Annotated in this window: 10 protein-coding genes; 1 reads left to right on the forward strand and 9 read right to left on the reverse strand. The window is 65.6% G+C overall.

Annotation, left to right across the window (positions count from 1 at the left end; translation table 11 throughout):
• Positions 1 to 156 precede the first annotated feature (156 nt).
• From BOO71_RS09290 to argJ, 4 genes are all read right to left on the reverse strand, one after another.
• Positions 157 to 444, reverse strand: coding sequence for a DUF1622 domain-containing protein (locus BOO71_RS09290; protein ID WP_139322857.1), 288 nt, complete (start codon positions 442 to 444; stop codon positions 157 to 159).
• A gap of 126 nt (positions 445 to 570) precedes the next feature.
• The gene (locus BOO71_RS09295; RefSeq protein WP_075831654.1) at positions 571 to 1,365 is read right to left on the reverse strand and encodes a Cof-type HAD-IIB family hydrolase; all 795 of its coding nucleotides are present in this window, start codon (positions 1,363 to 1,365) and stop codon (positions 571 to 573) included.
• Positions 1,366 to 1,431: 66 nt separating this feature from the next.
• Positions 1,432 to 2,202 (reverse strand): hypothetical protein, encoded by a 771-nt coding sequence (locus BOO71_RS09300; RefSeq protein ID WP_075831665.1) that lies wholly within the window; start codon positions 2,200 to 2,202, stop codon positions 1,432 to 1,434.
• A gap of 90 nt (positions 2,203 to 2,292) precedes the next feature.
• A complete protein-coding gene (argJ, locus tag BOO71_RS09305) occupies positions 2,293 to 3,465 on the reverse strand; it encodes a bifunctional glutamate N-acetyltransferase/amino-acid acetyltransferase ArgJ (RefSeq protein WP_075831655.1) in 1,173 nt (390 codons plus the stop codon).
• A 149-nt stretch (positions 3,466 to 3,614) separates the two neighbouring features.
• Between argJ and BOO71_RS09310 the strand changes: the two genes are divergently transcribed.
• The gene (locus tag BOO71_RS09310) at positions 3,615 to 5,057 is read left to right on the forward strand and encodes an alpha/beta hydrolase (protein ID WP_083653297.1); all 1,443 of its coding nucleotides are present in this window, start codon (positions 3,615 to 3,617) and stop codon (positions 5,055 to 5,057) included.
• Positions 5,058 to 5,060: 3 nt separating this feature from the next.
• Here the strand turns inward: BOO71_RS09310 and BOO71_RS09315 are convergent, their stop codons facing one another.
• The 5 genes from BOO71_RS09315 to BOO71_RS09335 all read right to left on the reverse strand — a co-directional run bounded on the left by BOO71_RS09315 (position 5,061) and on the right by BOO71_RS09335 (position 8,995).
• Positions 5,061 to 5,876 (reverse strand): hypothetical protein, encoded by an 816-nt coding sequence (locus BOO71_RS09315; RefSeq protein WP_075831656.1) that lies wholly within the window; start codon positions 5,874 to 5,876, stop codon positions 5,061 to 5,063.
• Between the two features lie 58 nt (positions 5,877 to 5,934).
• Positions 5,935 to 6,486: a mismatch-specific DNA-glycosylase gene (locus BOO71_RS09320; protein WP_075831657.1), complete on the reverse strand. Its 552-nt coding sequence runs from the start codon at positions 6,484 to 6,486 to the stop codon at positions 5,935 to 5,937.
• Positions 6,487 to 6,514: 28 nt separating this feature from the next.
• On the reverse strand, positions 6,515 to 7,111 hold the full coding sequence (locus BOO71_RS09325; RefSeq protein WP_075831658.1) for a sulfite oxidase-like oxidoreductase: 597 nt from the start codon (positions 7,109 to 7,111) through the stop codon (positions 6,515 to 6,517).
• A 129-nt stretch (positions 7,112 to 7,240) separates the two neighbouring features.
• Positions 7,241 to 8,296 carry a DUF475 domain-containing protein gene (locus BOO71_RS09330; protein ID WP_139322858.1) on the reverse strand — a complete coding sequence of 352 codons (1,056 nt, stop codon included), beginning with the start codon at positions 8,294 to 8,296 and terminating at the stop codon, positions 7,241 to 7,243.
• 123 nt (positions 8,297 to 8,419) lie between these two features.
• On the reverse strand, positions 8,420 to 8,995 hold the full coding sequence (locus BOO71_RS09335) for a TerD family protein (protein WP_075831659.1): 576 nt from the start codon (positions 8,993 to 8,995) through the stop codon (positions 8,420 to 8,422).
• Positions 8,996 to 9,235: the final 240 nt, after the last annotated feature.

Raw genomic sequence — 9,235 nt, forward strand, 5'->3', positions numbered from 1 at the left:
CAGCCTCCCCCGCAAGGGGGGAGGAGCTAAAAACGCCGTGTTTATCGGTGTCGTCACTTTTATGAGAGAGATGTCTGCATCATCCAGCCCTTAAAGGGGAGCTGGCCGCGTAGCGGACTGAGGGGTCAGGTTGGGACCCACTCCTTTACCGCGAATTCAACCGTTCTCTACAGTCCCGTCCACTTTCAACTTCCCCTTCTCCCGATTATTCGCATCAATCTCACGCTCCAGAAAGTAGTTCAGCGCCGTGCGAATCAGTGCAATGGCCCCCAGTTTGCCGATGTCTTCCCAGGTGGGGGCGATGGCGGTCAGGAGAATGTCGGCGGCCAGCAGGAATTCCAGGGCAATGGCCAGCCAGCGGCCCAGTTGCAGGCGCAGGTTCTGCTTGGCCTCGTCGTTGGCCCCACGTCGCGCGGCAGGAACAGGGCGTACAGCGAACGCCACAGCGCCTGCACAATCGCGGCGGCAATGACCAGCGCCGCTGCGAACTCGGCCAGCGAGGCAATCGCCCGCGCCCCCACCTGCACGATGTTTTCGACATTCCCCAGCATGGCCCTCGACTGTAGGCGCTTACAGCGTCAGCGCCAACTGCACGGCCTCTATCAAGCCTCCATCGTCTACATGGCCCACCGTGTACTTTGCGGCGGCGTGGGCGGGCGGGTCCGCGTTGCCCATCGCCACCGGATGACCCACCACGCGCATGGCACTCACGTCGTTCTCGCCGTCGCCCACCATCATCACGCGGTCCATGCCCAGGCCGTATTCCGCCGCGATTCGCCGCACTGCGCTGCCCTTGCTGATGCCCGCGCGGGTGATGCTGATGAACATGGTGTCCGGCATGGCCGGGCTGCCCGCCGGGTGCAGGTCCAGCCCCGGATGAGGCTCGGCGGTGACCACCGTTTCCTGCTCGCGCGGCACCACCCACTGCGCCCGCACGCGCGTTCCCACCAGCGATTCGGGGGTGCGCGGATCATACGGCACGCCCAGCAGCGCGGCATGGCGCTCGGCCAGCGAACCGGGTTTGGTCACGCCGAATTCGGTGTCGGTGTAGACCTCCAGCAGGCGGTCCTCGGCGTGGGCACGCTCCATCAACATGGGCAGCACATTGTCTGGCAGCGCTTCGGAGAGGCTTTCCCCGGAGTCCACCCGGACCACGCTGGCCCCGTTCTGAAAGACGTGCCAGCCGTCCGCGTCCAGCCGCCGCGCGTAGCCCAGCGCGTTGCCGATGGCGGGCCGTCCGCTGCACAGCGCGATCCGCACGCCCTTCGCCCTGGCGTCGGCCAGTGCCGCCCACACGTCGTCCCGCACAGTGTTGTCCGTGCCGATCAGGGTTCCGTCTACATCCACACAAATCAGTCCCAGCATGGGCCGAAGTCTAGGGGCTGGGGATGCGGGAGGCGTGTGGCGAGATAGACGGCAGGGAAGAAACGGTCAGGGTTTGACGGCTCCCTGTCGCACGCGGCGCAATCCCACTGTCAATACCGCCGATGCCAGCGGCACCAGTCCGCGCACGCCTCCGCCGCCCAGCCCCAGCGCCAGAGAGACCACGGCGGCCTGCCGGGCACGCTGGACTTCCTGTGCTTTCACTGTCCGGGGGGCGCGGTCACATGGACTGCTCACGGGTTCGGGGGCCGTGAACGCGGGCGTCAGGGCCACGGCTCCCAGCCCCAGCAGGGCGGCGGGTACGGTGGTCAGGCCCGCTGCATGGTCCCGCCAAAGCCGGGGCATCAGCACGCCCAGCGCGGGCAACCACGAGTGGGAACCGGGAGTCAGGAGCGGCGCTGCCGAGGCGAGGAGCGCCGCCGAACGGTTGCCCGTGGCCGCAGCCAGCGCCGATTGCACCAGCAGCCCCTGATGATCCACGGGGGTGGCGTCCTCTCCGGTGGTTCCGGCGATCAGGCGCAGGCCACTCAGCGCGGCGAAGGCAGCCAGCGGGTTGCCCGGCTCGCCTATCAGTGCGGCGGCGGCGGCCACGGGCAACGCCGCGTTGGCGGTCTCCGGTGAATCCGGGTCCAGTTCGCGCGCAATGGCCCAGGCGCTGAAGGCCGCTCCGCCCACGCCCAGCGCCTGCCACCAGTTGCCGCGCACCACGCGCCCCAGCAGCACCGCCCCCACCATCCCCGCCGCCGCGATCCGGTTGGACGAAAACGAGAAATCCAGGGGCCGGGCCAGCGCGGGCTGTGGGGCAGGAGCTTTGTTCATGCTGGCAGCGTAGGCCACGGCTGCGGATTGAAGGCGGGTTCTGAAGGTTGGCTCAAGTGGGGGAGGACAGGCTTGTGTGTACCTGCCCGCTCAGGTCGTGTAGTCCGCGTTGATGCTCACGTACTCGGCACTCAGATCACAGCCCCACGCCTCACCGGACGCGCCGCCCACGCCGAGATCTATCTCAAAGATAACTTCCTCGGCTTTCATGCTTGCGCTCACCGCCGCGTCGTCGTAGGGCAGCGGCTTTCCGGCAAAGACTGGGTTGCCCTGCACGGCCACGGTCATGCCCTCAATATTCACGGACGCGCCGCTGCGGCCCACCGCCATGATCACGCGGCCCCAGTTGGGATCGTTGCCGTGGACCGCACTTTTCAGCAGCGGGCTGACACAGCAGGTGCGGGCGGCGGTTAGCGCCTCAGCCTCGGTCAGTGCGCCGGAGACGCGCACCGTCAGCAGACGGGTGGCCCCCTCGCCGTCGCGGGCGATCTGGCGGGCCAGGTCACGCATCACGGTTTCCAGCGCGGGCAGGAAGTCGGTCAGGGCCACCTCTCCGGCCTGCCCGTTTGCCAGCACCATCGCCATGTCGTTGGTGCTGGTGTCGCCGTCCACGGTCACGGCATTGAAGGTGCGGGCCACCACAGCAGAGAAGGCCGCGCGCAGGCCGGGGCCGTCTACCGCCGCGTCGGTAAAGACGAAGGCGAACATGGTGGCCATGTCCGGGTGGATCATGCCGCTGCCCTTGGCGACGCCCACGATGCGCGCCCCGCCGGGCAGGTCCGCCGAGGCGGTCTTGGGCCGCAGATCGGTGGTCATGATCGCGCCCGCAAAGGCGGCTGCATCGGTCCCCAGGTCCTCTGGCAGGTGTTCCACGCCGCTCAGCACGCGGTCCATCGGCAGCGGGTGGCCGATGATGCCGGTGCTGGCGGTCAATACGCTGTCCATCTCCACATTCAGCACGCTGCCCAGCGCGTCGGCAATGTCGGCGTTGTCGCGCGCGCCGCGTTTTCCAGTGGCGGCGTTGGCATTTCCAGCGTTGACCACCAGCGCCCGCACCGGGCCGCCTGCCGCGTAGACCTCGCGGTTGCGCGTCACGCAGGCGGCGGCAGTGGTGCTGCGCGTTCCGGCAAAGGCCCACACGCAGTCGGTCTCGGAGACCACGGTACTCAGATCGGTCTTGCCGCTGGGCTTGATGCCAGCGGCCAGCGCGGCGGTCTGAAAGCCTTTGGGCAGCGGCAGGGGAGTGGAGGTGGGGGCGCTCATAGCATGAGTTTAGAGCGGCGCAGTTGGTCCGGGGGAGCGAACGATAGGCAGATGGACCGCCCCGCCTACCCCGGCAGATCAAGCCCCGGCCAAGACTGCCCGTAAGCCGCCGCACCATCCCCTTTCTGCACGCAGAGCAGCATGAGCGGATGCGTCTGCCCCATCTTCTTCTGCTTTCCGTTCTGCTGTCCGCCTGCGCCCCGGCCACCCAGACGGTACGCCCGTCCGCGCCCGCCGCCGTGACCACGCCCAGCGACGCGGTCCTGGCACGGGTTCCCGCCGTGCGCGTGGTGCGCCCCAGCTTCGTGGTTCCGGGCACGCCTCCCGAACTGAACGCCAGCATCACCATTCGTTACGGCCCCGCGAAACCCACAACCATCCTGCTGCTGATGCCAGGATTTCTGGGGGGTGCGGGCAGTTTTGACCGACTGGCGCGGCAGATCGTGGCCCTGCAACCGGGGACAGCGGTCTGGACGGTGGACCGCCGCAGCAACCTGCTGGAACCCCAGGCCCAGATCGCGGCAGCCAGTCCGGCTGAACTGGCCCGGATCGTGCAGAACGGTCTGCCCCCACGGTCCAAGGAAAGCCTGTCGTACATGCGCGATTGGGGTCTGGATGTGACCCTGCGCGACTGGCGCGTGGCGATCAGGGAGGCCCGTACCCTGACGCCCGAGGTGTTCATCGGCGGCCACTCTATGGGCGGCAGCCTGACCGGGCTGTATGCGGCCTACGACTTTGATGGACCTCCCGGCACCACTGGGCGCGGCTCGGACGATGTGCGCGGCATGGTCATGCTGGACGGTGCGCCGGGCCTGCTGAGCAACCAGCCCCTGACCGTCCAGAATTACGATGACGGCACCGAGGGCGTGCTGGGGCCGTTGACTGGCCTGAACAAACTGCCGGAAGACCCGTATGTGGATGCAATTTATTTTGGCCCTAAGCTGGCCAGCCGCGCCGCCGCCCAGGCCCGACTGGCCGCCGCCCAGCCGAATGCCCTGGCCCCATCGGGCGGTCTGGTGAACTACCCGGCCACCAATCTGGCGGCGGCGATGGTGCAGCTTGAGCAGCGGTATGCCCTGCTGCCCTTCCTGGCCCTGAGAACTGGGCGGGCCACCAATGCGGTGGAGGGCAACAACCTGATCGCCGCCGTGCTGGGCGGCAAGGACAGTTACTGGGTGGCCGGACAGCAGGACCGCAACAAACCCGTTGGCTGGCAGGCGGACCCGGCAGACCCCACCAATCCGCAGGACTTCGTGAAACGCTTCTGGACCCCCCTGAGCGATTTCAGCGAGTGGTACTTTCCCAACCGCCTGTCGCTGGACCTCGCCGCCGTGCGCCAGGGAACAAAGGGGACGCCCTTTGAGAAAGACCTGCGTGTGTGGCACAAAGTGTCCCTGCCCGCCCTGGGCATCGTGGCCGGAGAGGGCGTCTCAACCGCCGGGGAGTACCAGAAATACGCCGCGCTGACGGGGGCGAACATGACCGTCCGCACCTTCAAGGAGGCCGCGCATCTGGACATCATCTCGGCCCGCAGTGATCAGGTGGCCCGCTGGATTCTGGCGTGGATGGCTGGGGTGGAGGCGAAGAAGTAAGGGCTACTCGGTCTCCGGTTTCTCCAGATATTTGTTTTCCAGATAACGTCCATGCGCCTTCAGAACACGGCCCTGCTGGGCGTTGCGGTCCCGGATGACGGCGGACATGCGCTCTTCAATTAAAGCCAGTTGGCGCTGCAATTCCGCCTCGTTGGCGGGGGTGGGCGGCACGGTGCGGTAGGTTTCCAGCAGTTCGGGAATGTCCTCGCGGGCCGCCTGCCGCACATCAAAGGCGTCGCGGTTCAGCATCGGGTCACCCGCCGAGACGCGCAGGGCGTCGCGGGTGGCGATCACGGTGGCGTGAAAGGCCACGCGGCTGGCCGGGGGCAGGGCACGCTCGTGTGTCCGTAGCGTTCCCAGCAGACTGGTTTCATCGGCCCTGAGATCGGCGGGCAGAGCAGCGGTTGAAGTGTTCGCCAGAGCATCTTCATCCGGCGCGTTCATCAGGCGCGTGGCGCGGACCGCCGTGCGGATCAGTCCCAGCAGCCCCAGCAGCAGCGTGATACCCAGCAGCCAGCCCGCAGGTTCAAATCCCAGCGCCAGCAGCACGCCGAAAATCAGCAGCAGTGGAAAGATCACGAACGCGCCCAGCACGCCTTGCAGGGTCAGTTTACCCAGGCCCACGCCGCGCCGTGCCAGCCGGGTGGCCTGACGCCGCAACTCATCCGGCCTGCCTGTTCCCGGCTGCGGGGTCAGCCAGGGATCGTGGCCCAACTGGTTCACGTCTCCTGGCCCCCTGTGCGCGGGCCGGATCAGATACCGCACCACGCGCGAGCCGGTGCGGGCCACAGTCAGGATGGTGGTGACAGAGGGGGCCATACAAACCCAGAATACGGCGCGAGGCTGAGGAAAGTTCCCGTGCAGTGCTGTGCGACGTTCAGTCTTCCCTCAGCTTCTGCCGCAGCTCATCTACCCGCGCCGCCAGCGCCTGCCACGGCCCAAGCTGAAAATAGTTGTGGCCCAGCGGACTGGTGCTGGGGAGAACCCAGACCTCCGCGCCTTCCAGCGTCTCGGTCTGGAGGCCGTATGGCAGCTTGCCCGTCGGCTTCCCCAGCGTTTCCGACGCGCCGCGCTTGCTGGTGAAGGCGACGATCTGCGGGCGATACGTCCTGATCTTTTCCAGCACTTCGTCCGGCTGCCACGCCTCGCCGGGCAGGGCCGAATCCACGCCGCTGTGCCGTTTCGCCACGTCCGTCAGGCCGATGCTGTAATCCAGCACCTGCGGGTACTCCTGCGGCGCGAGTTGCCGGGGTGTCAGTCCCACCGTATGCAGCGTGCGCCAGAACTTGTTGACCGGATTGGCGTAATACGCCCGCTTCGCCGCGCTGATCTTGCTGGGTGCGGTGCCGACAAGCACGAGTGCGAGGCCGGGTTTCAAAACATCCGGGACAAGGTAGCCTTCAATGGCGGGCGTTTGATCTGTTCCCACAACCTACAACCCACACCCCACAACCCATTCAGTCATCGTCGTAGCGCTGTTCCTTGAAAGGATCGCCGCGCATGTGGTAGCCGTTGACTTCCCAGAAGCCCGGCTTGTCGGCGGCCATGAATTCCAGCCCGGTCAGCCACTTGGCACTTTTCCAGAAGTACAGGTGCGGCACCACCAGCCGCAGCGGGCCGCCGTGTTCCGCCGTCAGGGGTTCGCCGCCAAAGGTGTGCGCCAGCAGGTTCTCCGGGCGCGTGAAATCCTCCAGCGAGAGGTTGGTGGTGTAGCCCCCGACGCTGTGCTGCATGACGTGCGTGGCCGCCGGGTCCAGCTTGAGGTGTTCCATCAGGTCCGTGACGCGCACGCCGGTCCATTCGGTGTCCAGCTTGCTCCAGTGCGTGACGCAGTGGATGTCGTAGGTCAGCGTGGTCTGCGGCAGCGCCATCAGCTCTGCCCAGGTCAGGGTCTTCTCGCCTGCCAGCCCGCTGATGCGAATAACCACTTCCGAGGCGTCGTAATGCTGCGCGGGGCCGTAGGTCAGCACTGGGAAGCGGGCCGTCAGGCTCTGGCCGGGGGGAACGCGCCCGCCCATGTCATCCGCCGGTTTCTTGAAGAATTTTCCAAGCATGACCGTATTTAAGCGCGTCGGCAGTGGTTATGACACGGGTAGGGATACGTTTTGGGCTTCAGGAAAGCCCCACAAAAAAGCTGTGGAGGAAGCTTGTTCGCCTCCTCCACAGCCTTGTCAGTCCTGCGCTCAGTTCGGTTGAGATTTCCCCTCGGCCAGCTCGCGCTTGTTGGCGCGCACGCTGGACCAGATGGCCGCCCCGATGAAGGCCACCCCGATCAGGCCCGTGACCAGTTCGGGAATATGCACGTTGCGGTTGGTGCTACTGAGCATGATGATCGCCAGCGCCAGGATGCCGTAGTGCGCGCCGTGTTCCAGGAAGCGGTACTGCGCCAGCGTCCCCTGATGCACCAGGAACAGCGTCAGCGAACGCACGAACACCGCACCAATCGCCAGTCCCGCCGAGATGATCACAATTTCCTTGGTCACGGCGAAGGCCCCGATCACGCCGTCCAGCGAGAACGAGGCGTCCAGCACTTCCAGGTACAGGAAGGCCGTCAGACCCGCCGCGCCCGCCTTGGCCGCCATGTCATTGGGGTCAAACAGGCCGCCGATAGCGTTCATCGCCAGATAAACCAGCAGACCTACCATGCCCGCCGTGACCGCCGAGAGTTGCTCGGCAGGGGCCACGAAAAAGTGCGTGATCGACAGCAGCACCACGCCTGCGATCAGCGCCTGAATGGTGTCCAGCTTGCCCAGCCCGGCCAGACGGCGCTCAAAGCCAGCCAGCCAGTGTTCGTCCTTTTCGGGGTCCATCAGGTAATTCAGGGCCACCATCAGCAGAAAGATGCCGCCGAAGGCACTGATGACCACCTCGGCCTGCTCCAGATACTCGCCGTAACGGGTGGAATCGTTCAGGGCCAGACTGGCCACCTCGCCGAAGCCCAAGCCAGCCGTGATGGCGACGATGGCGATGGGAAAGACCAGGCGCATCCCCACTACAGCGATCAGAATGCCCCAGATTAGGAAACGGCGCTGCCACTTCTCGGTCATGTTCTTGAGAACCGAGGCGTTGACCACCGCGTTATCGAAGCTGAGGGACACTTCCATAACGCCCAGCACCACGGCAATGACCAGGAAATTCAGGGCGGTGCTGATGCCGCCGACGCTGAAGCCGTACCACGTCGCCAGCACCAGGGCAATGGCCGTCACGCCGAAGGCAAAACCAAACTCTCTTTGAATCACTAATGTTCTCCTTGCTGGCTGCCCTCTCTGTGGAAGGCAGGCCAACCGTTCCATGCTATGACGCTCTCGTCACTGCAAAAACACCCGGCCTCTGGAGATCGGGTGTCCGCTGGAGTTCCCAGTTTAAACGTTGACGCCGTAGTTGCGCGCCAGTGGTCCCAGGCCGCCGGTATAGCCCTGGCCCACCGCGCGGAATTTCCACTCGCCGCCGTGGCGGTAGATCTCGCCGAAGATCACGGCGGTCTCGGTGCTGAAATCCTCGCCCAGATCGAAGCGGGTCAGTTCCTGATTGTTGTCCTCGTTGACCACGCGGATAAACGCGCCGCCCACCTGACCGAAGTTCTGGCGGCGTGCCTCGGCCTCGTCGATGGTCACGCTGACGGCAATCCTCTCGATCTCGGCGGGCACTTTGGTCAGGTTGATCTTGATGGCCTCGTCGTCGCCGTCACCCTCGCCCGTGCGGTTGTCGCCGGTATGCTCCACGCTGCCGTCCGTGCTGCGGAGCTGATTGTAGAAGATGAAATCGTGATCGCCACGCACCTTGCCGCTGCTGCCCAGCAGGAAGGCGCAGGCGTCCAGATCGAATGCCTGACCGTCGGTGGGACGAGGGTCCCAGCCCAGGCCCACGATGATGCGTTGCAGGTTGGCGTCCTGCTTGCTCAAGGAAATGTTGCCGCCTTTTTGAAGTGAAAGTGCCATGTTGACCGTCCTTTGTGGTGACCTCTGAACCGGAGGCTCAGGGGGAATACGGGGGTGAAGGGGTGTGGGTTCCCAGATGGAGGGATGAGGATGGTGGTTCGGGTTTTGTTGGGGGCGGCTTGCGGTTTAACCCCTCAGTCTGCTTCGCAGCCAGCTCCCCTCAAAGGGAGCCAAGAGTCGCAGTCAATCTCGCCACGGAGAAATCCACTTGCCTCCCCTTGAGGGGAGGTGCCCCGAAGG

It is taken from the genome of Deinococcus marmoris (assembly GCF_001949125.1).
GTDB classification, from domain to species: domain Bacteria; phylum Deinococcota; class Deinococci; order Deinococcales; family Deinococcaceae; genus Deinococcus; species Deinococcus marmoris_A.